This window comes from Catellatospora tritici (assembly GCF_019083965.1).
In the GTDB taxonomy this organism is placed as follows: domain Bacteria; phylum Actinomycetota; class Actinomycetes; order Mycobacteriales; family Micromonosporaceae; genus Catellatospora; species Catellatospora tritici.
Genome location: NZ_JAHRCY010000003.1, coordinates 405,839 through 430,178 on the forward strand (window position 1 = coordinate 405,839; position 24,340 = coordinate 430,178).

The 24,340-nt window shown below is 71.9% G+C and carries 22 protein-coding genes; 10 read left to right on the forward strand and 12 right to left on the reverse strand.

Going from position 1 to position 24,340, the window contains the following annotated elements:
- Positions 1-105 precede the first annotated feature (105 nt).
- From KUA19_RS09005 to KUA19_RS09015, 3 genes are all read right to left on the reverse strand, one after another.
- The gene (locus tag KUA19_RS09005) at positions 106-1,188 is read right to left on the reverse strand and encodes a DUF5925 domain-containing protein (protein ID WP_217395678.1); all 1,083 of its coding nucleotides are present in this window, start codon (positions 1,186-1,188) and stop codon (positions 106-108) included.
- A gap of 75 nt (positions 1,189-1,263) precedes the next feature.
- A complete protein-coding gene (locus KUA19_RS09010) occupies positions 1,264-2,727 on the reverse strand; it encodes a PhoX family protein (protein WP_217395679.1) in 1,464 nt (487 codons plus the stop codon).
- A gap of 88 nt (positions 2,728-2,815) precedes the next feature.
- Positions 2,816-3,127: a MazG-like family protein gene (locus tag KUA19_RS09015; protein ID WP_308167388.1), complete on the reverse strand. Its 312-nt coding sequence runs from the start codon at positions 3,125-3,127 to the stop codon at positions 2,816-2,818.
- A 140-nt stretch (positions 3,128-3,267) separates the two neighbouring features.
- Here KUA19_RS09015 and KUA19_RS09020 point away from each other — a divergent pair, with 140 nt between their 5' ends.
- Positions 3,268-4,518 carry a DNA polymerase III subunit beta gene (locus tag KUA19_RS09020; RefSeq protein WP_217395680.1) on the forward strand — a complete coding sequence of 417 codons (1,251 nt, stop codon included), beginning with the start codon at positions 3,268-3,270 and terminating at the stop codon, positions 4,516-4,518.
- A gap of 89 nt (positions 4,519-4,607) precedes the next feature.
- Here KUA19_RS09020 and KUA19_RS09025 read toward each other — a convergent pair whose 3' ends face one another.
- Positions 4,608-5,156: an NUDIX domain-containing protein gene (locus KUA19_RS09025; RefSeq protein WP_217395854.1), complete on the reverse strand. Its 549-nt coding sequence runs from the start codon at positions 5,154-5,156 to the stop codon at positions 4,608-4,610.
- Between the two features lie 575 nt (positions 5,157-5,731).
- Complete coding sequence (locus KUA19_RS09030; RefSeq protein ID WP_217395681.1) at positions 5,732-6,526, reverse strand: hypothetical protein; 795 nt, start codon at positions 6,524-6,526, stop codon at positions 5,732-5,734.
- Between the two features lie 155 nt (positions 6,527-6,681).
- On the opposite strand from KUA19_RS09030, the gene lysX reads away from it, so the two are divergent.
- The 3 genes from lysX to KUA19_RS09045 all read left to right on the forward strand — a co-directional run bounded on the left by lysX (position 6,682) and on the right by KUA19_RS09045 (position 12,083).
- Positions 6,682-9,930 carry a bifunctional lysylphosphatidylglycerol synthetase/lysine--tRNA ligase LysX gene (gene lysX / locus KUA19_RS09035; protein WP_217395855.1) on the forward strand — a complete coding sequence of 1,083 codons (3,249 nt, stop codon included), beginning with the start codon at positions 6,682-6,684 and terminating at the stop codon, positions 9,928-9,930.
- A 284-nt stretch (positions 9,931-10,214) separates the two neighbouring features.
- Positions 10,215-11,081, forward strand: coding sequence for a glycosyltransferase family 8 protein (locus KUA19_RS09040; protein WP_217395682.1), 867 nt, complete (start codon positions 10,215-10,217; stop codon positions 11,079-11,081).
- Between the two features lie 75 nt (positions 11,082-11,156).
- Positions 11,157-12,083 carry a polysaccharide deacetylase family protein gene (locus tag KUA19_RS09045; RefSeq protein ID WP_217395683.1) on the forward strand — a complete coding sequence of 309 codons (927 nt, stop codon included), beginning with the start codon at positions 11,157-11,159 and terminating at the stop codon, positions 12,081-12,083.
- A gap of 5 nt (positions 12,084-12,088) precedes the next feature.
- On the opposite strand, the gene KUA19_RS09050 is transcribed toward KUA19_RS09045, so the two are convergent.
- Entirely contained in the window at positions 12,089-13,033 is a 945-nt protein-coding gene (locus KUA19_RS09050; protein ID WP_217395684.1) for a hypothetical protein, read from the reverse strand.
- A gap of 285 nt (positions 13,034-13,318) precedes the next feature.
- Here KUA19_RS09050 and KUA19_RS09055 point away from each other — a divergent pair, with 285 nt between their 5' ends.
- Positions 13,319-14,092 (forward strand): DUF2127 domain-containing protein, encoded by a 774-nt coding sequence (locus KUA19_RS09055; RefSeq protein WP_217395685.1) that lies wholly within the window; start codon positions 13,319-13,321, stop codon positions 14,090-14,092.
- Positions 14,093-14,131: 39 nt separating this feature from the next.
- Here KUA19_RS09055 and KUA19_RS09060 read toward each other — a convergent pair whose 3' ends face one another.
- Complete coding sequence (locus tag KUA19_RS09060) at positions 14,132-14,533, reverse strand: YidB family protein (protein WP_217395686.1); 402 nt, start codon at positions 14,531-14,533, stop codon at positions 14,132-14,134.
- A 125-nt stretch (positions 14,534-14,658) separates the two neighbouring features.
- On the opposite strand from KUA19_RS09060, the gene KUA19_RS09065 reads away from it, so the two are divergent.
- Positions 14,659-15,057, forward strand: coding sequence for a hypothetical protein (locus KUA19_RS09065; protein WP_217395687.1), 399 nt, complete (start codon positions 14,659-14,661; stop codon positions 15,055-15,057).
- A 144-nt stretch (positions 15,058-15,201) separates the two neighbouring features.
- Here the strand turns inward: KUA19_RS09065 and KUA19_RS09070 are convergent, their stop codons facing one another.
- The 3 genes from KUA19_RS09070 to KUA19_RS09080 all read right to left on the reverse strand — a co-directional run bounded on the left by KUA19_RS09070 (position 15,202) and on the right by KUA19_RS09080 (position 17,277).
- On the reverse strand, positions 15,202-15,720 hold the full coding sequence (locus KUA19_RS09070; protein WP_217395688.1) for a 2'-5' RNA ligase family protein: 519 nt from the start codon (positions 15,718-15,720) through the stop codon (positions 15,202-15,204).
- Between the two features lie 71 nt (positions 15,721-15,791).
- Positions 15,792-16,535, reverse strand: coding sequence for an SIR2 family NAD-dependent protein deacylase (locus tag KUA19_RS09075; RefSeq protein ID WP_254548996.1), 744 nt, complete (start codon positions 16,533-16,535; stop codon positions 15,792-15,794).
- A gap of 130 nt (positions 16,536-16,665) precedes the next feature.
- Positions 16,666-17,277 carry a DUF6220 domain-containing protein gene (locus tag KUA19_RS09080; RefSeq protein ID WP_217395689.1) on the reverse strand — a complete coding sequence of 204 codons (612 nt, stop codon included), beginning with the start codon at positions 17,275-17,277 and terminating at the stop codon, positions 16,666-16,668.
- Between KUA19_RS09080 and sigJ the strand changes: the two genes are divergently transcribed.
- The 3 genes from sigJ to KUA19_RS09095 all read left to right on the forward strand — a co-directional run bounded on the left by sigJ (position 17,276) and on the right by KUA19_RS09095 (position 19,728).
- Positions 17,276-18,217: an RNA polymerase sigma factor SigJ gene (gene sigJ / locus KUA19_RS09085; RefSeq protein ID WP_254548998.1), complete on the forward strand. Its 942-nt coding sequence runs from the start codon at positions 17,276-17,278 to the stop codon at positions 18,215-18,217. The two genes, KUA19_RS09080 and sigJ, sit on opposite strands and share 2 nt — an antisense overlap.
- A gap of 111 nt (positions 18,218-18,328) precedes the next feature.
- Positions 18,329-18,826 carry a SigE family RNA polymerase sigma factor gene (locus tag KUA19_RS09090; protein WP_308167390.1) on the forward strand — a complete coding sequence of 166 codons (498 nt, stop codon included), beginning with the start codon at positions 18,329-18,331 and terminating at the stop codon, positions 18,824-18,826.
- Positions 18,823-19,728, forward strand: a complete 906-nt coding sequence (locus KUA19_RS09095) for a hypothetical protein (protein WP_217395691.1) — start codon at positions 18,823-18,825, stop codon at positions 19,726-19,728. The genes KUA19_RS09090 and KUA19_RS09095 overlap by 4 nt, the downstream gene beginning before the upstream one ends.
- 49 nt (positions 19,729-19,777) lie before the next feature.
- Here KUA19_RS09095 and KUA19_RS09100 read toward each other — a convergent pair whose 3' ends face one another.
- Entirely contained in the window at positions 19,778-20,866 is a 1,089-nt protein-coding gene (locus KUA19_RS09100; RefSeq protein WP_217395692.1) for a serine/threonine protein phosphatase, read from the reverse strand.
- Between the two features lie 60 nt (positions 20,867-20,926).
- Complete coding sequence (locus tag KUA19_RS09105; protein WP_217395693.1) at positions 20,927-23,017, reverse strand: prolyl oligopeptidase family serine peptidase; 2,091 nt, start codon at positions 23,015-23,017, stop codon at positions 20,927-20,929.
- Positions 23,018-23,237: 220 nt separating this feature from the next.
- On the opposite strand from KUA19_RS09105, the gene KUA19_RS09110 reads away from it, so the two are divergent.
- Positions 23,238-24,278 (forward strand): glucose 1-dehydrogenase, encoded by a 1,041-nt coding sequence (locus tag KUA19_RS09110; RefSeq protein WP_217395694.1) that lies wholly within the window; start codon positions 23,238-23,240, stop codon positions 24,276-24,278.
- Positions 24,279-24,340 lie beyond the last annotated feature (62 nt).

A 24,340-nucleotide genomic window follows, 5' to 3' on the forward strand; every position in this document is an offset into this window, starting at 1 on the left:
ACCGCCCGCCCCGCCTGATCTGGACGGGCGCGGCGGGCGTGGCGGCGCGACGGTGGGTGGGCGTGGCGGCGCGACGGTGGGGCGTGGCGTGGTGGGTGGGTGTGATCAGAGGTAGCAGCCGGTGGCGGGTTCGGGGGTGTGGGGGAGCAGGTCGCGGTCGCCGCGTTGGAGGGCGAAGAGTTCGGCCAGCGTGGCACCGCCGGAGTTCAGACCCACCGAGGTGCCGAGCCAGGCGCTGGCCTGGGCGAAGGGCAGCGGGCCGACCTCGATCTGGGCCAGGCAGCGGCCGGGTCGGACCACGGCCGGGTGCAGCCGGGCCAGCGGCTCGTTGGTGGTCAGGCCGACCAGTACGTCGCGGCCCTGCGCCAGCAGGCCGTCGGTCAGGTTCAGCAGGCGTGACAGCGCCTGGCCGCTGGAGGCCTTGGCCGCCGAGGAGATCAGCTCGTCGCAGTCCTCCACCAGCAGCAGCCGCCAGCGCCGCTCCTCGTGCTCGTCGTCGCCGATCGCCACCTCCATCAGGTAGCTGGAGTCGTGGAACAGGTTCTCCGGGTCGAGTACGCAGTCGACCTGGCACCACGACGACCATGCCTGGGCCAGCGCCCGCAGTGCCGTGGTCTTGCCGGTGCCGGGCACGCCGTGCAGCAGCAGCAGGCGGCCGGAGATCGAGTCTGGCGTGAGTGTCATCAGGCGCTCCAGCGACGCGGCGACGTCGCTGGCGTAGTTGTCCCGGATCGCCGCCCAGGACGGCGTGGTGATCGGCCGGGTGCTGCGCTGCGCGCCGCGCTTGGCCGAGTGGTGCCAGAACCCCATCGAGACGCTGTCGGCGCGCTCGGCGTGCTCGTCGCGGGCGCCTCGGGTGGCGTCCTCGAGTATGCGCAGCGCCAGCTCCTCACTGGTCGCGGTGACAGTGACCTCGGCGACGCCGCCACGCCAGCGCGCGGCCCGCAGCGTCCAGCCGTCACCGGCGGCCAGGTGGCTGCGCAGCCCGTCGTCGGTGGCCACGCGTAGGACGTGGCCGTCGGCGGGCAGCAGCGGGGCGTCCTTGCGCACCTTCGGCAGCCGGGCGGTGTGCGCGTACGGCTGGTCGCCCGTGCTGAAGGGGGCCAGGATCATCGCGTCGACGATGTCGCGCGGGGTGTCGGCGTCGTCGAGGGTGAGGTTCGTCGGCAGCTGCGACAAGATGCCCATACCAGTGATGATCTCGCAAGTGGACCCGTCGCCATAGCAGTTTTCGCCGGGCCGCGCAGCCACGCGCTCAAGAATTCACACGCCTAAGCGCGACCACGGTCCCCAGATGGCGAACGTCATCCCGTGTACGGCCTGCACGTTGACGAACAGCGTGTGCCCGTCGGGGCTGAACACCGACCCCGCGAACTCGTCCCGGTGGCGCGGATCGCCCACGCTGCTCACGATGCGGTTGAGCGCGATGTCGAACAGCCGCCCGTCGCGGGTCAGCCCGCGTACGTAGTTGTTGTGCTCGCCGTCCTCGCACAGGATCAGCGTGCCCGCCGCGCTGGCGGTGATGTTGTCGGGGAAGTCCAGCCCATCGGTGTGCGGCGACTGGAACACCAGCCGCAGCACCTGCTCACGCGGCTGGTACGCCCACACCTGCCCGCGCCCTTTGCCGAAGCCCTCGACCGCGGGACCCACGCTCTTCTCCCGCGCGCCGCCGCCCTGCGTGGAGGTGAAGAACACCGTGTCGTCGTGGTAGACCGAGCCCTCCAGGCGCGAGAACCAGGCCGCGCCGCGCTCGCGCGCCTGGTTGCCGACGTGGCACAGGGCGTCGCCGTTGGGCGTCGGCGCGTGCCGGCCCACCGCGTACGGGTACGTCGGTGCCGGATCGTCGATGTCGACCCACTCCACCGGGTACACCACCCCGGGCCGCTGCGCGGCCGCCAGGTTCGCCTCCCTCCGCCCGACCACGCGCAGCGCCTGCAGGCGCCCGCCGTCGGCCAGCCCCGGGCGTCCCGAGCCCGCCTCGACGAACACCCGCTCCGGCGGCAGATAACGGTAGAAGCAGCTGGCGTACGCGAAGTTGTCCTCGGTCAGGTAGAGCACGCCGTCGCGGGGGTCGTACGCGACCGACTCGTGTGAGAAGCGGCCCGCCGCGGTGATCGGCTCGGCCGCCGACCGGCCCTGCTGCGGCACCTCGAAGATGAACCCGTGCCGCTGTGTCAACGCCAGGTTGGGCGCCCCGCTGTAGTCGGGCGCCACGTCCGGGCCGTTGACGGTCTCCTCGCAGCTGATCCAGGCGCCCCACGGCATGCGGCCGCCGCAGCAGTTGCTGGCGGTGCCGCTGAGACTCGCGTACGCCCGGACCACCTCGCCGTACCGCGTCACCTCGACGGTGCTGGTGCCGCCCGCGCCCATCGGGTCGTAGGTCGCCGCCGCGGGGCCGAAGGCGGGGCCCGGTTCCTTGATCTCGTGGTTGCGGATGAGCACCGTGTTGCCGTCCGGGCCGGGGAAGGCGGCCATCCCGTCCGGGCGCCCCGGCAGCACGGTGCCGTCGTCGAGGTGCACAGGCTGTTCGGTGTCGTGAAACGAGCGGTACGCGAACCCGTCCGGCAGCCACAGCCGCACCAGACCGTCGCGCTGGTCGGCCGTGGCGGTCAACCGCGCCCGGACGGGTCTGGCCGGCGCGGACAGGAAGCCCGCGAACGGCCCGGCGGCGCTCAGCGCGCCCACCGCGGCCCCACGCAGCAGCGTACGCCGGTTGATGTCCACCATCGCCGTCCCCCGGGTCGGGTGCAGGACTACGACAGGTGGAACGAGCGAGCGCGGCCGTGATCACGCCGATGTGACGCGTTCGGCCCGGTCAGCGCGGCAGCCGGTCCAGCACCTTGGCCGCGCACGCCGACAGCACCTGCGCCGGGTCGAAGCCCAGGCTCTCGATCGCGACCAACGCCGACAGCGCCACGTCGGCCAGTTCGTCGGCCACCTCGCGGGGCGTGTGGGTGACGCCCTTGCGCGGATTCTGGCCGGTGACCCCGATCCAGGCACGGGCCGCCTCGCCCGCCTCCTCGGTCACCTTCAGGATGCGCATCGTCTGCTGCTGCGGGCCGTTGCCGTGATGCTGGTTCAGCCAGCGCACCGCCGCGGCCACCGCCGCCCTGCTCGTCTCGTCCACGCAGCCACCCTAGGCGTGCCCACGTCCCGAACGTTCGCGACGGGTGTCGTCGTATCCCTGGGCGTATCGGTATCCCTGGGCGTCTCGGTGGCAGGAGCGCTCGCGCCAGGGTTGTCGTACCCCCGGCCTAGCGTGCGGCCATGAGCCTGGACCTGAGCCTGCCCACCGCCCTGCTGGCCGACGCGGCCGCCCGGCTGCTGCGGCTGCTGCCGGTGCGGGCGATCCGCCCCGGGCTGTCCGGCGTGCTGCTGCGCGGCGTCGGAAACCGGCTGGAGCTGCACGCCACCGATGGCGAGGCCGCGGCGAGCGTGGAGCTGCCCGCGCTGGTGCACACCGACGGCGAGGCGGTGCTGTCACGCCGCGCGCTGGCCGACACACTCGCCCACCTGGAGGCGCCGCAGCTGCGGGTCGCGGTCGAGGGCAGCCGGGTGGCCCTGCGTACGCCCGGGGCCCGGTTCGCGCTGCCCCGGCTCGAATCCGCCGCCTCGGCTCCCGCCGGCGTTCCGCCCGCGCTCGGCACGGTGCCCGGCGCCCGCTTCGCCGCGGCTGCCGCCGCTGTGGCCGCTGCCGCCTCCCGCGAGGAGGCGCTGCCACTGTTCACCGGCGTACGGCTCCGCTCGACTGACGGGCGCCTGTCACTGCTGGCCACGGACCGCTTCCGCCTGGCCACCGCCACCCTGCCCTGGCAGCCCACACCAACCACCACCGGCCCGACCCCGGCCCCGGCCCTGGCCCCGACCTCGACCTCGGCCGACCCCGCCGCCGCGGTCGGTCCGGTCCCGGCCGAGACCGCTACCGCCACCGCCACCGCAGCCGAAGCCGCTGCCGGGGCTGGCGCGGCAGAGCTGGACGTGCTTGTGCCCGCGACGCTGCTGGCCGAGGTCACCCGGCTCTGCGCCTCGGCGGACGCGGTCACCCTGCACGGCGGTGACGGCCGCTGCGCGCTGTCCTGGCCCGGCTGGACCGTGACCGCGCCCTCGCTGGCCGCCACGTTCCCCGACGCGCAGCTGCGGCGCCTGCTGGAGGCCGAGCCCGCCGCCGAGGCCGTCGTCGACGCCGACGAACTGGCCCACGCGGTCCGCCGCGCCGCCCTGTACGCGGGCCCGACCGGCGGAGTCAGCCTCGACATCGCCGACGGGCAGCTGCGCGTACAGGGTCGGGACGCGCAGGCCGGGGAGTCCGACGAGACGCTGAAGGCCGAGACCTCCGGCGACCGGCTGACCCGGCACTACCAGTCACGCTTCCTGCTGGACGCGCTGCGCCCGTTCGCGGGCGGCCCGGTGCGTCTGCGACTACAGGCCGCTCTGCGTCCCACGGTGTTCAGCGCGCGCGAGGCCACCGACACCGACCTGCGCTACCTCGTCGTCCCCCTCCGCCGCGACCCCGAGTAAACGAGTAAGGAAGGGCACCTTCTTATCGCTTTCCGAGGTAGAAGGGCCCCTTTCTTAACCACGCACGCTCGTGGCCTGCCGCGTGGCGATCAGATGGTGGGTGCGGTGCCGGTGGCTCGCAGTTCGACGGCGAGGTCGACCAGCTCCGGGTACCACAGGCCGTCGGACAGCAGCAGCTCGCGGGCTTCGGCCAGGTGGACGGAGCGGACCTCGACGACCTGCTCGGCGTCGGCGGGGTTGAGTGGCGCGGCCTCGACGCTGACGTCGGCGTAGCACCACAGCCACGCCTGGCGCGGATGCGGATGGTGGGGGCGGTACGGCTCCGGCAGGTCCGATACGCACAGGTGCGCGCCGATCACGTGCAACGGCCCGTGCAGCACCGCGCCCGCTTCCTCCAGCAGTTCGCGGGCGGCGCACTCGGTCAGCGGCTCGTTGGCCTCGCGGCTGCCGCCGGGCAGGAACCACACCGGCCGCGCGTCGCGGCACAGCACGATCCGGTCGCCGTCGAACCCGACCACGTGCACCTTGGTGACCAGCTCATCCGGGGGGTTGTCGGTGGAGAACTGCCCGTCCACGCCCGCCCAGTTCCAGCGCTGGGGTGCGAACAGCAGGGGGAAGCGTTCGATCACCCCCGGCATGCTATCGACGCCCCGCACTGTCCGTCCGCCCGCGCCGACCACGCCAGCCCCGCACCAACCGCGTGCCCGCATCCGCGCCCCGCGCCCCGCCGCGCAACGCCACGCCCCGCCCCGCGCCGGGCTACGCCCGCGTCGGGCCGCGCCCTGTCGGGCCGCGCCCTGTCGGGCCGCGCCCCGCACCCGCATGCCCACTGCGCGCCCGCAGGTCGCGATCTTCGCCGTGTTGGAAGTGCAGTTTCGGGGAAACTGCGCGAATGGCGCCCAAGATTCGTGCAGTTTCCCCGAAACTGCAGCAACGGCGCGGGCGGGGCGCGGCCGGGGGGCGGCACGCGCGCAGCGCAGCGTGGCGTGGCGTGGCGTGGCGCGGCGCGGGGCGCGGGGCGTGGCGTTGCGCGTGGCGTGGCGTGGCGTGGCGCGGCGCGGGGCGCGGGGCGTGGCGTTGCGCGTGGCGTGGCGTGGCGCGGCGCGGGGCGCGGGGCGTGGCGTTGCGCGTGGCGTTGCGCGGCGCGGCGCGGGGCGTGGCGCGGGGCGCGTGGCGTGGCGCGGCGGGGCGTGCGTGGGTCCTGGGGTGGCGGTCAGTGGGTGTGGTCGTCGTCGGGGGTGGCGTCGGGGCGGCCCGCGACGAGTTCCTGGATGCGGATCTTGGCGCGGATGGCGGGCCCGCGCAGCTGGCGTTCGCGCCAGTCGGCGCGGGCCAGCTTCGACTCGGCCTTCGGGGTCTCGGCGAGGTAGCGCCAGCGTGCCCAGGGCGAGTGGGGCCGGGCCAGTCGGATGGCGCCGACGTACAGCAGCACGGGGACGAAGATGCCCAGCAGCCCGGTCCAGATCTTGCCTTTCAGCAGGGTGATCGCGCACAGACACAGGTGGATCATGGCGCCGACCCCGGCGATGGCCCAGCCGACGGCGCCGGGGCCGAGGGCGCGGGCCTGGATCAGGTCGTCGATGCCGACCGGGCGCAGTCCGAGCACGAGCAGGCCGGTGAGGGCGATGGCGACGAAGACGGCGTCGATGGAGGTGCGGCCCGCCTCGGACCAGTACACGTCGTCCAGGTGCAGGATCAGGGCGAACTCGTCGAGCACGAGCGCCGATCCGATGCCGAACAGCCCGGCGGCGAGCGAGCGCCAGCCCACCAGGTCGTCCGGGATGGCCAGCCCGATCACGCCGCCGACCAGCATGAAGATCACACCGAAGACGACGTGGTGGATGTGCATGCCGCCGGGGGTGACGTTGCCGGGCCACCACTTCACCTGTGCGCGGATCATGCGGACCGAGAACCGGATGAACGCGAAGCCGACGATGAACCCGGAGAAGAAGCAGAACAGGGGCAACCGCCCCGTTTCCACGACCGTGCGATGGAACCAGTCCGACACCCGGTACCCCCACCCCGGAGCTTTACTCGTATTCGCCATGTTAGGGCCATCCAAGTGCCATATGTTCGGAGTTGACGCTGCTCAGGAGGAGTTGACGCTGCTCAGGATCGGGGTGCCCGGTGGACGGACACGCACACGGCGGCTGGCGCTCGAAGGTGCCGCACGTCTTCGCGCTGGTCCTGGGCGTGGTGGCGGCGATCAGCGCGCTGGCGGCCTTCGGCGGGGCGCTGGGCAACAGCACCCAGCCGGTGCGCCGGGTGCTGGACGACGTGCTGATCCCGGTGCCGGCCAACCTCGCGTACGCGGCGTTCATGGCGGTGCTCGCTGGCGCGACGGCCCGGCGCAAGCGGGTCGCCTGGTGGACCCTGATCGTGTACTTCGTGGTGGACGCCGTGGCCAGCCTGCTGGCGCTGGGTCTGATCGCCTTCCTGCCCGACGCGAAGCTGGTCGACGACGCCGGTAAGCCGCTGTTCAGCGGCTGGGGCCGGGTCGCCACCACGATCAGTGTGGGCATCGCCGTACTGGCGTTGGTGGTGCTGTTCCTGGCCAAGCGCGAGTTCTACGCCCGGGTGCGCAAGGGCGCGTTCTGGCGCGCGCTGCTGGTCTTCGCCGCTGTCGCCGCGGTCGGCATCGGGCTTGGCTACAGCCTGGTCGCCGCGTTCCCGGGCACGTTGCAGGGGTTCCAGGAGCAGTTCACGTACGCCGCCGAGAAGGTGCTTGGCGGCGCGTTCGCGTTCGACGTGACCCGTGACGGGGAGGCCTCCGGCGCGGTCAACCTGATCCTGGGGCTGTTCGGCGCGATCGCGGTCTTCGCGGGCCTGTTCACGCTGCTGCGCTCGCAGGAGGTCGCCTCCGTGCTCGGACCGGAGGAGGAGGCGCAGGTCCGCGGGCTGCTGGACCGCTACGGCGAGCGCGACTCGCTGGGCTACTTCGCCACCCGGCGGGACAAGGCGGCGATCTTCTCGCCCAGCGGCAAGGCCGCGGTCACCTACCGCGCGGTCAACGGGGTGAGTCTGGCCAGCGGGGACCCGATCGGTGACCCCGAGGCCTGGGACAAGGCGATCGGGGCGTGGCTGACGCAGGCGCGCGGCTACGGCTGGACGGTGGCGGCGATGGGCGCCAGCGAGGAGGGCGCCACCGCGTACCACCGGGCCGGGTTGAAGGTGATGGAGCTCGGCGACGAGGCGATCCTGTACGCCGATCAGTTCGCCCTCGACGGCCGCGAGATGCGCGGGGTGCGCCAGGCCGTCAACCGGGTCGAACGGTCCGGTTACACCGCGCAGGTGCGCCGCCACGCCGACATCCCGCTCGACGAGATGCGGGAACTGGCGAGGCTGGCCACGAGCTGGCGCGACACCGACAGCGAGCGCGGCTTCTCGATGGCGCTGGGTCGCCTGGGCGACCCCAACGACAGCCGCTGCGTGCTGGTGGAGGCCCTCGACGGCGCGGGGCGGGTGGTCTCACTGCTGTCGTTCAGCCCGTGGGGCAGGCGCGGCCTGTCGCTGGACCTGATGCGCCGGGACAAGCACGCCGAGAACGGGGCGATGGAGTTCATGGTCGCCTCGCTCATGGCGGCCTGCAACCGGCTGGGCGTGGACCGGGTGTCGCTGAACTTCGCCGCGTTCCGGTCGGTGTTCGAGGAGGGCGCGCGCATCGGCGCCGGGCCGATCCTGCGGGCGTGGCGACGGCTGCTGCTGTTCTTCTCGCGCTGGTGGCAGCTTGAGTCGCTGTACCGGTCCAACGCGAAGTACAACCCGACCTGGGTGCCGCGGTTCCTGTGCTTCGGCGAGCGGCGTGAGCTGGCCAAGGTGGGTCTGGCCTCGATGATCGCCGAGGGTTTCGTGAGCATGCCTGGCACGCCGGTCGCGCCGCTGGACGCCACCGGGGTGGCGCCGCTGGCCGCGCTGCCCGGGGCCGAGCCGGAGGCGGTCGCCGGGCACGAGGTGGGCGACGAGGTCAGCGAGCAGATGGCGGTACGGCTGGCGAAGCTGGAACGGCTGCGCTCCGACGGCGTCGACCCGTACCCGGTCGGCTTCAAACCCACCGCGACCTGCGCGGACGTCGCGGCCCGGCACGCCGGACTGCCGCCGGACACGCACACCGGCGACATCGTCAGCGTGGCGGGCCGGTTGATGCTCATGCGCGACCACGGCCGGATCGCCTTCGCGACGATCCGCGACTGGAGCGGCGACCTGCAGCTGATGCTCGTCACGGACATCGAGGCGTGGACGGCGGCGGTCGACATCGGCGACCAGGTCGGCGCGACCGGCGAGGTGGTCACCACCAGGCGTGGCGAGCTCTCGGTGCACGTGGACTCGTGGCTGATCACGGGCAAGTGCCTGCGCCCGCTGCCGGACAAGCACAGCGGCCTGACCGACCCCGAGGCCAAGGTGCGTCAGCGCTACCTGGACCTGATCACCAACAGCGGCGCCCGCGACCTGTTGCGGGCCCGCAGCGCGGCCGTGCACAGCCTGCGCGAGTCGTTCACGGGACGCGGCTTCATCGAGGTGGAGACGCCGATCCTGCAGCGCATCCACGGCGGCGCCAACGCCCGCCCGTTCACCACCCACATCAACGCGTACGACCTGCGCCTGTATCTGCGCATCGCGCCCGAGCTGTACCTCAAGCGGCTGGCGGTCGGCGGCGTGGAGAAGGTGTTCGAGCTGGGGCGGACGTTCCGCAACGAGGGCGTGGACTACAAGCACAATCCCGAGTTCTCGATGCTGGAGGCCTACCAGGCGTACGCCGACTACGACTCGATGCTGACGCTGACCCGGGAGGTGGTGCAGTCGGCCGCGACGGCTGCCAACGGCGAATGCGTGATCATGCACGATGGGCAGGCGCACGACGTCTCGGGCGACTGGGCGGTGCGCACGGTCGACGAGGCGATCTCGGCGGCACTGGGCGAGGAGGTCACCGCCGACACCGACGTGGTGATCCTGCGCAAGATGTGCGACGCCGCCAAGATCCCGTACGACCCGAAGTGGGGCCGTGGCGCCGTGGTGCTGGAGATGTACGAGCACCTGGTCGAGGGCAAGACCGTCATGCCCACGTTCTACAAGGACTTTCCGACCGACGTGTCGCCGCTGACCCGCCAGCACCGCCGCGATCCGCGCCTGGCCGAACGCTGGGACCTGGTCGCCTTCGGCACCGAGCTGGGCACGGCGTACTCGGAGCTGACCGATCCGGTGGAGCAGCGGCGGCGCCTGACCGAGCAGTCGCTGCTGGCGGCGGGCGGCGACCTCGAGGCGATGGAGCTGGACGAAGACTTCCTGCAGGCGCTGGAGTTCGCCATGCCGCCGACCGGCGGCCTGGGCATCGGCGTGGACCGCCTGGTCATGCTCCTGACCGGCAAATCCATCCGGGAGACCCTCCCGTTCCCGCTCGTCCGCGCCTCCCACTGACTCCGAGCCTCCCCCCGAACCGACCTCCGCGCCTCCCCCCGACCTCCGCGCCTCCCCCCGACCTCCGCGCCTGGCCCTCTGCGCCGCGCGTTCAAGATCGCGCAAGTTGCCGGGCAATCGGGGGTATCCGGGGCACTCTTTCGCCCGACTGCCAGGCAACTTGCACGATCTTGGCCCGGGGCACGACGACACGGTCGGCCGAACCGGCAGAAGTTGCTGCAAGTTCAGTCATCTTTTGAAATGAAATAACATTCACGTGCGGCTTTCTTGCTATACCGGCGGGCATGGATATCGCCTTCGCCGTGGACGAGACGTACGCCGAGCACGCGCAGGTCGCGATGGAGTCCGTGCTGGAGTGCCACCCCGGCCGTGACGGCATCGTGTTCTGGCTGCTCACCACCGACGACGTGGCCAAGACCAGGAGTGGCCACCTGGGCCGCCAGCTCGACGGCCGCGCCGAGCTGCGCCTGCTGACCTGCGGCGACGAGTTCCGCAGCCTGCCGGTGGCCGAACCGGACTGGCTCGACTACCTCAGCCCTGGCATGTACCTGCGCCTGCTGCTGCCCGAACTGGTCGGCGACGGCCCGCGTCGCCTGCTCTACCTCGACGCCGACACTGCGGCCTGTGGCGACCTGGCGCCGCTGTGGACGGTTCCACTGGACGAGCAGCTGGTGCCGCTGGACGAGCAGCTGGTGCCGCTGCACGAGCAGCTGGTGCTGGGGGCGGTGCGCGACGCGTACAACCCCACCCTGGACGCCCAGGGCGGCATCCCGGGTGCCGGACCTGACGTCGACGGTGGCGCGGCGTACTTCAACTCCGGGATGCTGCTGATCAACCTGGCCGCGTGGCGCGCGCAGGACGTGACCGGCCGGTGCCTGGACTACCTCGCCGCCAACGCGTCCCGGCTGCGCTTTCCCGACCAGGACGCGCTCAACCTGGCCGCCTCCGGCCGCTGGCTGCGGCTGCCGCACCGGTGGAACCACATGCGCAGCTACGACCTGGAACCCGGCCCGGACGCGCCGTGGCCCGACACCGACGTGCGGATCATGCACTTCGCGGGGCGGCGCAAGCCCTGGACCGAGGGATTCCGCCCCGGACACCGCCTGGCCCGCTACCGACGGCTCGCCGCGGCCGTGGCGGCGTACGCGTAGCCTTCTCTGTCCGATCAGGCCTGCCTCATTTGGACTGTTTGTTATGTTATGCAAACAGAGGTCGGTGGAGGTGCCATGAGCGCCGGAGCGAGACCCCGGAAGGCGAGCCGAGGACTGCTCGCCGTGCTGGCCCTGGTCGTGGTGGTGCTCGGAGCCGGATTTCTGCTGGGACGCGTCAGCGGCGGACTCGGGGCAACCCAGGCCTGGCTGAGCCGGGTCGGCCCCGACGGGCACGGGGAGGACGTCGTAGACGTCGGCGGGCGCCCGGCCGCGTTGCCGCCGCTGCCGCCCCGGGCCGAGCCGATCACCGGGCCGGGGCGCCCGCCGCTGGCCCCGCAGCGTTTCGGTCCCGCCGGCAGCCGCTACACCACCGGCACCCCGGAGGTGGCGCTGACCTTCGACGACGGTCCGGATCCCACCTGGACCCCGATCGTGGTCGCGCTGCTGCACGAGTATCGGGTCAAGGCGACGTTCTGTCTGATCGGCGCGAGCGTGGCGAAGTATCCGCAGCTCGTACGGGACATCGTGGCGGAGGGTCATACGCTGTGCAACCACAGCTGGTCCCACGACCTGAAGCTCGGCCAGCGCGAGCCCGACCACATCCTGGCCGACCTGCGGCGCACCAACCGCGCCATCCAGGCCGCCGCGCCGGGCGCGCGCGTCTCCTATTTCCGGCAGCCCGGCGGGGTATGGACCAAGGAGGTGGTTGCGGCCGCCCGGGAACTCGGTATGACCGCGCTGCACTGGCAGGTCGACCCGAAGGACTGGGTGCTGCCGCTGAAACGGCCCGCCGAGATCGCGGCCTTCGTCGACGCGGCCACCCGCGACGGCTCGATCGTGCTGCTGCACGACGGCGGCGGAGACCGGGGCGGCACCGCCATGGCGCTGCGCACCATTCTGCCGACCCTGCTGGCCAGGTTCCACCTGGCCGCGCTGCCCCCGGGTGTGGACCCGCCCCGCCGATTCGGCCTGGACCGGCCCGAACACCCGGGGCAGCGATAGGGGAACTACCGGTTGATGGCGTCGACGACCTGCTGCGCCCGCCACTCGTGCTTGGCGTAGGCGTACGGGAAGCCGGAGATCTGCACCGCCTGCACGGCGTCGGTCAGCGCCATGTTCTGCCAGCCGTACACGTTGACCAGCGCCTTGTAGAACTGGGTCGCGGCGTACTTCGGCTGCATCAGGTCACGCACCGCGCCCCAGCCGGAGCTGGGCCGCTGCTGGAACAGGCCGACCGAGTCGTGGTCGGAGCCCTGGCCCTCGTTGGTGTAGTCGTACGACTCCGGCAGCACCGTGCTGGCCAGGTTGTACAGGTTGCTCTCCTGCATCGAGCAGGCCACGGCCAGCACCATCGCGCGCTCGGGCAGCTTCATCGCCTGGGCGGCCTGCACGATCGCCTGCGCGTTGCGCATCTGGGTCAGGTCCAGCCCGGCCACCGGCGTCAGCACGACAGCCTTCGGCTTCGGCTTCGCCACTGCCTTCGGCTTCGGCTTGGCCACCGCCTTCGGCTTGGCGACGACCTTGGGCTTGGCCACGGTCTTGGGCTTGGTGACCGTCTTCGGCTTGGTCACCGACTTCGGCTTGGCGGCCGCGGCCACCGCGCCCTTTGGTGCCAGCTGCACGATCTCGGCAGCCATGCGCTGGATCCGGTCGAACGAACGGCTCGCCGCCTTCTCGGCGCCGTCGTGGCTCTCCCGGCTGACCGCGGCGCGCAGCGCCACAGCGGTCGCCACGGAGTGGTCGGGCTCCGGGGTGTCGGCACCGGCGACGACGCCGCCGAGCGCGGCCGCGCCCAGCATGCCGGCCAGGCCAGTGACGGCCAGCGCGCGCCGGGGGTCGACCGCCCGCAGGCGGGCCACCAGAGCCTTGAGGGATTCGGTACGGGGGTTCTGGCGGGCGACCACGGGGGAGTGGTCGGTCCCGCACTGCTCGTGTGCTTCATTGCCACGCATTCGGCGATCCTAGAAAGGGTTCTTGCCAGTGCCCACCTGGGAATAGTGATGGAGTTCACTGTCACGCGGGGCGAAGGCCCTGGTAAGGGGCCTCTTCGGTTCGTCCGGCTGAGGTGTCACTAGTACGTTCGGCCGAGGTCCGCCCGGCAGGCGGCGCCCGCCGTTACGAGCTGATTGGTCAGCCTCAGCGGCGGAAACAGACCTGCCGCGACGATCGGGACAGGTCGTCCCCTGCTGGTGGCGCCTGCCCGATAGCGTGGGGACGACCTTGGAGGGAGGGTGGCGGTGGACTGGAATCTGCTGGCCTGCGCCCGGCACCACCTCACGTACGCGCCGGATGAGCCGGAGCTGCGCGAGCACCTGCACGTGGCCACCCCGGCGGGAGCGGCCTGGCGCTGCCTGCGCTGCGGTGATTTCGTGCCGGGCAAGCCGCGTGCGTCCGGCCCCGCCGACGACGCCCCGGTGCCCATGCGGGGGCAGCTGCTGCGCGACGCGGTGATCCTGCGGCTGCTGGCCGTCGAGCGGTTCCTGCGCGGCCTGCTGCTGGTGCTGGCGGGCTGGGCCGTGCTCCGCTTCCGCAGCCACCAGGGCGAGGTACGGACCCAGTTCGACACGACGCTGCCGCTGCTGCAGCCGCTGGCCGACCGGCTGCACTGGAACCTGCGCGACTCGCCGCTGCTGCACCTGGTCGAACGGGCGCTGGCCACCGAGCCCAAGACGCTGACGCTGGTCGCGCTGGGGCTGTTCGGCTACGGCGGGCTGCAGATGGTGGAGGGGGTCGGGCTCTGGCTGCTCAAACGCTGGGGCGAGTACCTGGCCGCCGTGGCGACCTCACTGTTCATTCCACTCGAGGTGTACGAGCTGATCGAGAAGGTCACCTGGGTGCGCGTCGCCGCCCTGCTGATCAACATCGGTGCGGTGGTCTTCCTCGTCTACCGCAAGCGCCTGTTCGGCGTACGCGGCGGCCACGCGGCGGCCGAGGCCGAGTACCACCACGAGAGTCTGCTGCAGGTTGCCCGCGCGGCCAGCATGGCCACCGCACGCGAGGAGCCCGCCTGAACGAGCAGGCGGGCTCCGGTCCTTCGGATGCGGGCAGGGCTACTGGGCGCCGCCCATGAACTTGCCCATCATCTGCTGCAGCTGCTGCGGGTCCGGCAGCTGGCCGTTGGGCGTGGCCTGGTCGATCAGGCCCGGCAGCACCTTGGCGAGGTCGTCGGCCGCCTGGCGCGGGGTGGTGCCCGCGTCGGCCGCCGCCTGCTCGAGCACGCCGCCGCCGAGCGCCTGCTGCAACTGGGCGCCGGTGACGGGCTCGTTCTGGCCGGTGCTGACCCACGACTGCGCCTGCTGGCCGAGGCCGGCCTTGTTCAACTGGTCCATCAGGCCGGCCATGTTCGGCGCGCCGCCCTTGCCGCCGCTCAGCTGACCTAGCAGGCCCTGGACCAGCTTCTGCACGGTCGGGTCGCTCATCAGCTTCATGATCTGGTTGAGGTCGACTGCCATTTCCCCGTTACCCCCGTTTCGGTGAGCTGACGCTCTTCCCCGACCTTAGGGGGTCGGCCGTGCACACGCGGCAAAAGTAGCGAAACGGCCATATTGGATAGGAGTGTTCGTCCAGAATGTGCCGCATGACGGATTACACCGACCAAGAGCGCCAGACCCTGCGTACCGCCGCCTTCGGCGCCATGTATCTGGTCTCCAGTGCCGACCCCGGCTTCTTCGCCAGTTTCAAGGAGAGCATCGCCGGGGCCAAGGCCCTGGCCAACACCTCCACCGAGCTGCGCGACGTGCTCAAGACCGGCGGACTGCCGGAACTGCCCAAGGGCTCGTCCGGCGAGATGGAGTCCGGGGTGATCAGCGCGCTGCAGCAGTCCGCCGCGATCCTGCAGGCCAAGAACCCGCAGGAGCTGACCGAGTTCCGCAACGTCATCAGCGCCGCCTGCGACCAGGTCGCCAACGCCTCCGGCGGAGTCAAGGACACTGAAACCGCCGCCATCGCCAAGGTCAAGGCCGCCATCGGCGCGTGACCGCGCGCTCGATCATCCAAGTTGCCGGGCAATCGGGCGTATCTTGGGGCGCCTTTCGCCCGATTGCCCGGCAACTTGACCCGATCTTGGCGGCCCCGGCCCGGCCCGGCCCCGGCCTTGGTCTCGGCTCGGGGTGGGTTGGGGTCAGGATGGGAGTGGGTGGTAGAGGTCGCGGGAGTGGTCGGCCACGGCCGCGCCGGTGAACGTCGCCTCGATCGGCAGCACGTCCAGGCACAGGCGGATGGCGTCGGTCATCCGGACCAGGGGCACGCGCATCGACAGGGTGCAGTGCGGCACCCACGCCCCGGGCTGGTAGAACGAGCCGGTCTCGATCCCGGCGGCGGTCAGCCGGGCGTGCACGGCCGCGTGGTGGGCCAGCAGCTCCGCCGTCGGCACCGGACCCAGCCAGAGCACCCGGCCCAGGAACTGCCCGATGTGGTCGAAGGTCAGCTGCAGCGGGGGCGCGGCAGGCAGGTCGCCCAGCGCCTCCTGTACCGCTGGGCCGTCCAGCACCTCCGCGCTGGTGATCGACAGGTGCGGCCGGTGCTTGCGGTGGGTCAGGTCGCGCAGGCTGGGGATACCCTCGTCCTCCAGCGCGTTCCAAAGCTTGCGCAGGCGGAACGTGGTGGCCTGGTCGAAGTAGAGCTCCAGCGCGGCAGTCATGATCCAGAAGATATCCGGTATCACCAAACGAATTAGCCGCCCACCGGCGCGTTCCCGGCGGGCGGCCCCGGTCAGTCCGGGTGGGCAGCCAGCAACTCGCGCACCAGGCGCGGCACCGCCGTCCCGATCGGCTCCCGCACCACCTCGTCGGCGACCCCGTCGTACGGCGTCGGCTGCGCGTTCACGATCGTCGTGTGCGCGCCCTCCGACATCGCCAGCGCGCACATCGACGCGGCCGGCTGCACCGTCAGCGACGTGCCGATCGCCCAGAACACCTGGCACGCCTTGGCGATCGCGGCCGCGTCGGACAGCTTCTGCCCGTCCAGGTTCTCGCCGAACATCACCGTGCCCGCCTTGAGGATGCCGCCGCAGCTCAGGCAGCCTGGGTCGGGGTCGCCCGCCTCGACCCGGTCCAGCGCGTCGCGCATCGTGCCCTGCTCCCCGCAGCGCATGCAGCGCACGGAGAACATGGTGCCGTGCAGCTCGATCACCTTGCGGGGGCTGAAGCCCGCCTTCTGGTGCAGGCCGTCGATGTTCTGCGTGATGATCCGCACCGGGAACCCGGCCCGCTCCAGCTCCACCAGCGCCAGGTGGGCCGGGTTGGGCTGGGCCTGCCAGGCGGCGTTGTCCCGCCGGGCCAGCCACGACTTGCGGCGGATCGCCCGGTCGGCCATGTAGTGCTGGAACGTGAACAGCTTCTCGGCGTCCGGGTCGCGGGTCCAGACGCCCTGCGGGCCGCGGAAGTCCGGGATGCCGGAGTCGGTCGAGATCCCGGCTCCCGTGAGCACCGCGATCATGGGCTTGCGCTCGTTCATCGCTCCATGGTTTCAGTGCGGGCAAGCAGATTAGAGCGCGGGCAGGCAGATTAGTGCGCGGGCAGGCAGATTAGTGCGCGGGCAAGCAGATTTGAGCGCGGGCAGGCAGATTAGAGCGCGGGCAGGCAGATCAGTCGGCCGCGCCGCCGCCGTTCGAACGGCGGCGTGCCAAGGCCCAGGACGGCCCCGCCTGCCGGAAGATCGTCCAGGTCGCGGCGAGGAGGGCGATGCCGCAGACCGCGTGCAGGCCGAAGACGAGCCCGCCGACAGCGCTGCTCGACGCCATGGCGACCTTCGCGATCACCACCTCGACCGTGGCCAGCCCGGTGACCAGTACCGCCAGCCAGGTCAGCCGCCTCGGCATGCGGGCCAGCGCCGCGACGACCGCCATGGCCATCGGCAGGAGGAAGATCACGTACCCCAGCGCATGGTGTGGTCGATACGCTGCGCGATCGGGGCCAGTGCTGAACCCGCCGCTCGCCGCGAAGTAGAACTGGGCCACGACGACCAGCAGGAGCAGGGTCGCCAGTCCGGCGAAAGCCTTGCGCATGGGGGGCTCCTCGGGGTGCTCGAATCGCGGGTGGATCATGCCGGCGTCGGCGTCGCTGTACTTTCGGGTGCGCCAGATGATGTCTGCGTGTCCGACGACGCAGTCCTGCGGGATGTGAGGCGACGTGCCCTGCCTCACATCCGGGCCCGCTGCCTCGTCGGACTGACGCCGCCGCGACCAGGGAGCCGACATGACCACCCCGTCCGAGCCAGGAGTGGCCCAGACCGATCCGGGTCTTGGCGCGATCATGCGCGAGCGGCGTCAGCTGATCAATCTCGGCTACCGGATGCTCGGGTCTCTGGTCGAGGCGGAGGACGCGGTGCAGGAGACCTATGCCCGCTGGTACGCCATGTCCCCGTCCGAGCGGGACGCCATCCGGTCGCCCGGCGCCTGGCTGACGACGGTGGCCAGCCGCATCTGCCTTGACCTGCTTGGTTCGGCACGGGCGCGGCGAGAGCGCTACGTCGGCGAGTGGATTCCCGAGCCGCTGCCCGAACCCGCCGAGTGGGCCACCGGGCGCCTGGGCGGTGCCGCCGCCGATCCCGCCGACCGGGTCACCCTCGACGAGTCGGTCACCATGGCGTTCCTCGTCATGCTCGACTCGTTCACCCCGGCCGAGCGCGTCACGTTCATCCTCCACGAGGTCTTCGGCTACTCCTTCGCCGAAGTGGCCGAGATCGTGGGACGCACTCCGGCCGCGTGCCGCCAGCTCGCCTCCTCGGCCCGGCGTCGCGTTCGCGCGTCGCAGCCCGCCCCGACCCCGGCGGCGCAGCACGCCGGCATCGTCAGGGACTTCAAACAGGCGTGGGAAGCCAAGGACATCAATGCCCTCGTCGGCCTGCTCGACCCCGGTGCCACGGCTGTCGCCGACGGCGGTGGCGTGGTCAGCGCGGTGCTCGGCCCGATCGACGGCAGCGAGCAGATCGCGCGTTACGCCGTCGGCATCGCCACCTGGGCGCCCGGCATGACGATCCTGGAGCGTATGGTCAACGGCCGACCGGGCCTGGTGGCTCAGCGCGACGGCGTCACCGTGGTGGTGATGGCGTTCGAGATCGTCGACGGCCGGATCAAGCACATCTGGGGCGTACGCAACCCCGACAAGCTCCGGTCGTGGACGGTCGTGGACCGATGAACAGGTTGCCGGTCCGCGATGTCGGCGACGAATGGTCTGCCTGTTTTCCTCGTGAGGCCAGGGCAACCTTTTGCCGACCTTGGGTTGTTGAGGTGCGGAAGGAGGCCGGCCGTGGAGGATTTCGACACGTACGTCATGGCTGCGTGGCCACGACTGGTGCGTTCTGCCTGGCTGCTCACCGGAGACTGGCACAAGGCCGAGGACCTGGTGCAATCGGTGCTGGCCAGGGCTTACGGTCGCTGGCCGCGGATCAGGGGCGACGCGCCTGACGCGTACCTGCGGGCCATGCTCGCCACCACGTTCCTGAGCTGGTGGCGGCGGCGGTGGCGGGACGAGGTGCCCTCGGCACGACTTCCTGAGAGCGCGGCGGTCGACGCGGTGGCGCGTTCGGAGCTGCGGCAGGTGCTTCGCGAGGCCCTGTTGTCGCTTCCGCATCAGCAGCGTGCCGTGCTGATGCTGCGCTTTCACGCCGATCTCACCGAGGCCGCGACCGCTGAGGCGCTCGGCATCGGGATCGGAACAGTCAAGTCCTACACCGCCCGTGCGCTGGCCACCCTGAGGCAGCATCCAAGCCTGCAGAGCCTCATCCTCGAAGGAGTTTCGCGGTGACTCCCACCGAGCTGGGGCAGATCTTCGATGACGCGACCGCCGACCTTCCGCCTGGGGTGGCCCTACCTCCGCTGGACGCCATCCACGGCCGGGTCAGGCGCCGCCGGGCCGGGCTCGTCAGCGCGGTCGCCGCTGTCGCCGTACTGGCCGTGATCGGCGTCGCCGTTCCGCTGCTCGGCCCGAGCCGTCACGACAGACCCCAGCCGGCGCTGCAGCCTCCCCGGATCGGCTGGCAGTTCGGCATGGTCGACGGCACGAAGCTGTCGATCTTCGCCACCGCACTGGGTGACTGCACGGTCCTGCGCGATGCCCGGACGGAGCTGGGGACCTCCGGTGACAGCCTGACGATCAGCCTCTACGGCACCCCGGCCCGGGGCGAGGACTGTATGGAGACGGGGTTCCAGCAGGTGAACGTCGAGCTGCCCGAGCGCTTCGCCGGAGGCCTCATCCGCGACGGAGCCGACGAGCAGCTCAGGCCCGTCTACGACCGCGCCGAGCTTCCGCCGGGTTTCCGCGGCGGAGCGGTGCCCAGCTTCTCCTGGGGCGTGGAGAGGCGCGACCGCGGACCCGTGGAGTTCACCGGCCAGTTCCAGCTGCAGGAGAGTGTCACCGAGCCGCACGGGATTGTGCAGATCGGCTTCAAGGGCATGGGACTCGTGCGGATTCCGCTCGACAACTCGGTCGGCGAACCCGTGACCTTGGGCTCGACCGCTGGCTGGCTGGTCCGGGACGAGCGCGACGGCTACCGCTTCGTCTGGCAGAGACCCCGAGGCGACGCCGCAGGCCTCTGGATCGGCTACGAGATCGGCTACCGCGGGTCGCCGACGAAAGGTCCCGTCTATACGCGGTCCGAGCTGCTCGACAGCCTGCGTTCGCTGGGCTGGGCCATGACGTCCGCGTGAGCGTCGGGGCACGGCGCGGCCGGCGTGGCAGCCCGATCACGTCGGCCGTTCACCGGGACGCCGCGGCCAGGGCCTGCGCGAGTTCGACGGCGGGGAAGGGGAGGGCGCGGCTGTCCTGGTGCAGCGGCCAGTAGAAGTCGTTCATGACCACGGCCACCGCCGCGTGCCGCCGGACCAGCGCCTGCGCCCAGTCGGGCAGCTCGGGGCAGGGCCGGCCGTCGGCGCAGCGGCGTACCAGGTCGAACCGCTCGGGCCACCCGGTCAGCCCGCTCAGCGCCCGGACCACGCTGTTGACCAGCTCCATCACCGCATAGCACCGGTCGTGGTCGCGGTGGGCGGCCAGGAACTCCCGCTCCGCCCCCGACAGTTCGAACCGGGGCGAGGTGGCCAGCCCCAGGTCGCCGAAGTAGAGCCGCTGACCGTCGGTGAGCACGTTGCGGAAGTGGTGGTCGAAGTGGACCAGCTCGCCGCCCAGCAGCGGCAGCTGCGCCAGCAGCTCGCGCTCGACCATCGCGTACGCGGCCGCGCCGTCGCCGGCCGCCACCCGCGCCGACAGCCAGTCGGCCAGGTTCCACGGCAGGTGCTCCAGGAACAGCACCACGCTGGCGGTCGACCCGGTGACCGCGGCCAGGCGCCGCCGGACCTCGTCCGAGCCGTGGAAGTACGCCACCGTCAGCTCCGGATCGGCGTGCTCCTCGGGGGTGGTCTGCGGTGGCTGCCCGTCCAGCACCCGCCAGTGGTGCAGCAGCGGGAAACCCGCCGCGCGGCCGCTGGTCACCCAGCCGTTGGCCAGCTCGTGCGCGGCCACCTCGCGCCACACCCCGAAACCCGGCCCGCCCACGCCGTACTGGCAGAACAGGGGCAGGTCGAAGAGGTTGGCGGTGCTGCGGACGTGCCGGCGCTCCAGGTCGGTCACCGGGATTCGCTTGGCGAAGACGCGTACGCCGTCGACGTCCAGGACCGTGTTGACGCCGCCGATGCCCGCGCCGAGCACGGGCGCCTCGTCCAGCAGCCGGGCCAGCCGCGCGTCGCTGAGCAGGGCCAGCGCGGTGGCGGCGGTGGCGTGCCGGGCCAGCCGGGCCGGGCGCGAGCGGTCGAGGGCGTCGAGGGCGTCGAGGGCGTCGAGGGCGTCGATCATCGGGTCAGCCTAGGCGCACGGCCGGTCACGGGCTGCCCCCGTGACCGGCCGGGCGCGGTGTCAGCCGTCCGCGCGGGTGTGCGCGGCGAGGAAGGCGAGCTGGTCGGCGTACAGGTCGATGCTGCGGGAGATCGACGCGCTGCCGTGCCCCACGTCGCCCTCGCGCCGCAGCAGCACCGGCGCGCCCGTGCTGGCGTGCTGGAGTTGTGCCGCGAGCTTGCGCGCGTGCAGCGGGTCGACCCGGGTGTCGCTGTCGAACACCGTGAACAGCACCGCCGGATACGCGGTGCCCTCGTGCACGTTGTGGTACGGCGAGTAGGCCAGCAGCCAGTCCAGCTGCTCGGGCACGGCGGCGCTGCCGTACTCCCCGGCCCAGGTGGAGCCGAGGCCGAACAGCTCGTAGCGGACCATGTCCAGCAGCGGCGCCGAGCAGACGACCGCGGCGTACCGGTCGGGCCGCTGCGTCAGCGCCGCGCCGACCAGCAGGCCGCCGTTGGAGCCGCCCCAGATCGCGAGCTGCTCCGGGGTGGTGACGCCGTTGTCGACCAACCAGTCCGCGGCGGCGTGGAAGTCGTCGAAGACGTTCTGTTTGTGCGCGAGCATGCCCGCGCGGTGCCACGCCTCGCCCTCCTCGCCGCCGCCGCGCAGGTTGGCCACCGCCCAGACGCCGCCCGCCTCGATCCAGGCGATGGCGCTGGGGGAGTACCACGGCGCGAGCGAGACGTTGAAGCCGCCGTAGCCGTACAGGACGGTCGGGCGCGGACCGGCTTCGCGGCCGGGCGCCGAGACGACGAACATGTGCACGTCGGTGCCGTCGGCCGAGGTAAAGCTCACCTGGGTGGTGGTCAGCTGGGGCGCGCACGACGCCCCGGGCGGCCCAGCCCACTTCGAGACCGACGCGTCCCGGCCGTCGAACCGGTAGACGGTACCCGGGCTGGTGTAGTCGCCGTAGCTGAACCAGGCCTGGTCGGCCCGGTCGGCCCGGACGTTGAGCGGGCCGATGCTGCCCAGGCCCGGCAGCGCGACCTTGGACAGTTCGACGCCGGTGTCCAGGTCGTGCAGGGTCAGCTCGTCGATGGCGTGGCGAGTGGTGTTCACCAGCAGCACCGGCTGCTCCAGCGAGGTGCCGTCGAGGATCTCGTAACCGTTGAGCACCGCGTCCGGGTCCTGACCGACCAGGTCGGTCCAGTGCGCGTAGTCCAGGTGCGCCGGGTCGGTGGTGCACAGCCGCCAACGCGGGGCGTCGCGATTGGTACGCAGGTAGACCCGGTCCCCGTGGAAGTACGGGAAGGTCAGCGCGTCGACGCCGACCTGCAGCGGTCGCAGGTCCGGCGCGTCGGCGGGCGAGGCGGCCAGGTCGGCGATCCACACGTCGTTGCGTGGGTCGGTGCCCTGGTTCTCCTGCACCCACAACCAGCGGCCGTCGCGGGAGACGTTGGGATAGAAGTAGCGTCCGCGCGGCGACCCGTCGCCGAGGATCAGCGGGTCGGTGTCCGGGTCGGTGCCCAGGCGGTGCAGGTAGACCCGGCGGTGCAGCTTGGCCTCGTCACCGGGCACCGAACCGGGCGCCAGGAAGCGCGAGTAGTAGAAGGCGGCGCCGCCGGGCAGCCAGGCGATATGGGTGTGCCGCATGCGCCCGATCGGCCCGTCGACGATCTCGCCGGTGGCGACGTCGAGCACGCGCAGTTGCGGCTCCTCGGTGCCGCCGACGCTGAGCGCGTACGCCAGCAGCGTGCCCTCCCAGGACGGGTAGAACCAGTCCAGGGTGGTGGCGCCGGAGGGGTCCAGTGCGCCGGGGTCGATGAGCACGCGCTCGGCGCCGTCCGGCTCGATCACGTGCAGCACGGCGTGGTCCTGCTCGGCGGTGCGACGCAGGAAGAAGCCGCGCTCGCCGTACCAGCGGGGGGCCGTCACGGCGCCAACGGCGAGCAGCTGCGACAGCCGCTCGTGCAGCGCGGCCCGGTCGGGCCAGCTGGACCTGGCCGCGGCGAGCAGCTCGTCCTGCCCGGCCGACCAGGCCTGGGTGCGGGGGTCCGCCGGATCCTCCAGCCACCGGTACGGATCGGCGACCAGCCGACCGTGCAGCTGTTCGACCAGGTCAAGCCGCGGTGCGGGGGGCGGATTGACGGAGGGTGTCGTGGGGGTGGACATAACGTCAAGTCTGCCCGACTCCCGCCACGTTCTCGCGTGCCCGCTTCGCGCGTGCGAACACCGGACCAACGGGCGTGCGAACAGCGGATCAGCGGCGTGCGAACAGCGGACCAGCGGGCGTGCGAACAGCGGATCAGCGCGCGGGCGAACAGCGGACCAGCACCCGCGCGAACACCGGATCAGCGCGCGGCGGCAGCGCCCGACCCTTAGATTCAGACCTATGCGTGGACTCATCGTCGAGGCAGGACAGGCGGACTCGGCCCGCCTCGTCGACGACCTGCCCGAACCCGACCCGGCCGAGGGTCAGGTACTGGTGCGGGCGCTCGCCGTCGGCATCTGCGGCACCGACCGCGAGATCATCGCGGGGGAGTACGGCACCGCACCCGGCCCCGATGGGCGGCTGGTGCTCGGGCACGAGTCGCTGGGCCGGGTGGTGTCCGACGACTCCGGCCGCTGGCAGCCTGGCGACCTGGTCGCGGGCATCGTTCGGCGCCCCGACCCGGTGCCGTGCCGCAACTGCGCGGCCGGGGAGTGGGACATGTGCCGCAACGGGCAGTACGTCGAGTGCGGGATCAAACAGCGGCACGGGTTCGCCCGCGAGCGCTGGCGCACCGAACCCGACTTCGCCGTCGGCCTGGACGAGTCCCTGGCCGAGGTCGGCGTGCTGCTCGAACCCGCCAGCGTGGTGGCCAAGGCCTGGGAGCACATCGAGCGCATCGGCGCCCGCGCGACCTGGGAGCCGCAGTCCGTCCTGGTCACCGGCGCCGGTCCGATCGGGCTGCTGGCGGCGTTGCTGGGTCGTCAGCGCGGGCTGGAGGTGCACGTGCTCGACCGCGCCGAGAGCGGGCCCAAGCCCGACCTGGTCCGGCGGCTGGGCGGCACATACCACACGGGCTCGGTGTGCGACCTGCCGCTGGAACCCGACGTCGCGCTGGAGTGCACCGGCGCGCCCGTGGTCATCGCCAACGTGATCAGCCAGGTCGGGCCCAACGGCATCGTCTGCCTGGCCGGGGTGTCCAGCGGCGGGCGTCCGCTGAGCCTGGACGTGGCCGAGCTGAACCGCGAGGTGGTGCTGGAGAACAACGTGACGTTCGGTTCGGTCAACGCCAACCTGCGCCACTGGCAGGCCGCCGCGGCCGCCTTGGCCGCCGCCGACCGCGAGTGGCTGTCCGCCCTCATCACCCGCCGCGTCCCGCTCGCCGACTGGCGAGACGCCTTGGACCATCGCCCGGACGACATCAAAGTCACCCTCGAGTTCTGAAAAGGAAGGGCCCCTTCTTATCGCTTTCCGTAGTGGAAGGACCCCTTCTTAATCAGCGGTCC

Coding starts and splice junctions, on each gene's coding strand:
- KUA19_RS09080 (WP_217395689.1), bottom strand. CDS start 17,277: ATGTCGGCTCCCTGGTCGCGGCGGCGTCAGTCCGACGAGGCAGCGGGC.
- KUA19_RS09005 (WP_217395678.1), bottom strand. CDS start 1,188: ATGGGCATCTTGTCGCAGCTGCCGACGAACCTCACCCTCGACGACGCC.
- KUA19_RS09075 (WP_254548996.1), bottom strand. CDS start 16,535: ATGAACGAGCGCAAGCCCATGATCGCGGTGCTCACGGGAGCCGGGATC.
- KUA19_RS09060 (WP_217395686.1), bottom strand. CDS start 14,533: ATGGCAGTCGACCTCAACCAGATCATGAAGCTGATGAGCGACCCGACC.
- KUA19_RS09045 (WP_217395683.1), top strand. CDS start 11,157: ATGAGCGCCGGAGCGAGACCCCGGAAGGCGAGCCGAGGACTGCTCGCC.
- KUA19_RS09105 (WP_217395693.1), bottom strand. CDS start 23,017: ATGTCCACCCCCACGACACCCTCCGTCAATCCGCCCCCCGCACCGCGG.
- sigJ (WP_254548998.1), top strand. CDS start 17,276: ATGACCACCCCGTCCGAGCCAGGAGTGGCCCAGACCGATCCGGGTCTT.
- KUA19_RS09110 (WP_217395694.1), top strand. CDS start 23,238: ATGCGTGGACTCATCGTCGAGGCAGGACAGGCGGACTCGGCCCGCCTC.
- KUA19_RS09025 (WP_217395854.1), bottom strand. CDS start 5,156: ATGCCGGGGGTGATCGAACGCTTCCCCCTGCTGTTCGCACCCCAGCGC.
- KUA19_RS09050 (WP_217395684.1), bottom strand. CDS start 13,033: ATGCGTGGCAATGAAGCACACGAGCAGTGCGGGACCGACCACTCCCCC.
- KUA19_RS09040 (WP_217395682.1), top strand. CDS start 10,215: ATGGATATCGCCTTCGCCGTGGACGAGACGTACGCCGAGCACGCGCAG.
- KUA19_RS09020 (WP_217395680.1), top strand. CDS start 3,268: ATGAGCCTGGACCTGAGCCTGCCCACCGCCCTGCTGGCCGACGCGGCC.
- KUA19_RS09010 (WP_217395679.1), bottom strand. CDS start 2,727: ATGGTGGACATCAACCGGCGTACGCTGCTGCGTGGGGCCGCGGTGGGC.
- KUA19_RS09100 (WP_217395692.1), bottom strand. CDS start 20,866: ATGATCGACGCCCTCGACGCCCTCGACGCCCTCGACGCCCTCGACCGC.
- KUA19_RS09070 (WP_217395688.1), bottom strand. CDS start 15,720: ATGACTGCCGCGCTGGAGCTCTACTTCGACCAGGCCACCACGTTCCGC.
- KUA19_RS09065 (WP_217395687.1), top strand. CDS start 14,659: ATGACGGATTACACCGACCAAGAGCGCCAGACCCTGCGTACCGCCGCC.